The sequence below is a fragment of the Bartonella sp. AC130YNZD genome, from assembly GCF_042196865.1.
Classification (GTDB): Bacteria; Pseudomonadota; Alphaproteobacteria; order Rhizobiales; family Rhizobiaceae; genus Bartonella.
Genome location: NZ_JBHIQZ010000115.1, coordinates 1 through 1,079, shown reverse-complemented (window position 1 = coordinate 1,079; position 1,079 = coordinate 1). Strand labels below are relative to the sequence as shown.

Annotated in this window: 1 pseudogene; it reads left to right on the top strand. The window is 42.3% G+C overall.

The window, feature by feature from the left end:
- A pseudogene (locus ACFINU_RS09965) lies at positions 1 to 1,079 on the top strand (adhesin); the annotation flags it as partial.

Sequence of the window (1,079 nt, the reverse complement as noted above, 5' to 3'; positions counted from 1 at the left end):
GGCTATGATGATGATGGAAACTGGACTGCTCCAAGTTTCAAGGTTAAGACTGTTAAGGAAGATGGCAAGGATGAAGATAAGCAGTATGATAATGTTGCGGATGCGTTAGCAGGAGTAGGGACGTCTTTCACGAATATTCACAAAGAAATTAACAAGGAGATTAACAAAGTCGTAGGCGATAGCTTAGTTAAACAAGATGAAAAGACGCATGTTATTAGCATTGGAGGTGAAAAAGGCGGTACAAGCATCAATATTGCAAACACTGATGGTACGAAACGTACTCTTTCCGGAGTGCATGATGGAACGGTTTCGGAAACCTCAAGTGATGCGGTGAATGGTTCACAACTTTATTCCATGAATAAAACGGTTGCGACCTATTTTGGTGGAGGAGCCGGCTATAATGATAAGGGAGAGTGGAGTGCCCCAAGTTTCAAGGTTACCGCAATCAAAGAAGATGGCAAGGATGAAGAGAAGAGCTATGATAATGTTGCGGATGCGTTAGCAGGAGTAGGTACTTCTTTCACGAATATTCACAAAGAAATTAACAAGGAGATTAACAAAGTCGTAGGCGATAGTTTAGTTAAACAAGACGAAAAGACGCATGTTATTAGCATTGGAGGTGAAAAAGGCGGTACGAGCATCAGTATTGCAAACAGTGATAATGCAGCGCGGACACTCTCTGGAGTTAAGGAAGGTGCAGTTTCAAAAGCATCGACGGATGCGGTGAATGGTTCACAACTTTATTCCATGAATAAAACGGTTGCGACCTATTTTGGTGGAGGAGCCGGCTATAATGATAAGGGAGAATGGAGTGTCCCAAGTTTCAAGCTAAAAACTGTCAACTCTGATGGAAAAGATGAAGAGAAGAGTTATGGCAATGTTGCGGAAGCTTTTGCCGGAGTAGGTACTTCATTCACGAATATTCATAACGAGATTAACAAGGAGATTAACAAAGTTGTTAGTGATAGCTTAGTTAAGCAAGATGATGAGACGCATGTCATCAGCATTGGAGGCGAAAAAGGCGGTACGAGCATCAATATTGCAAACAGTGATAATGCAGCGCGGACACTCTCAGGTGT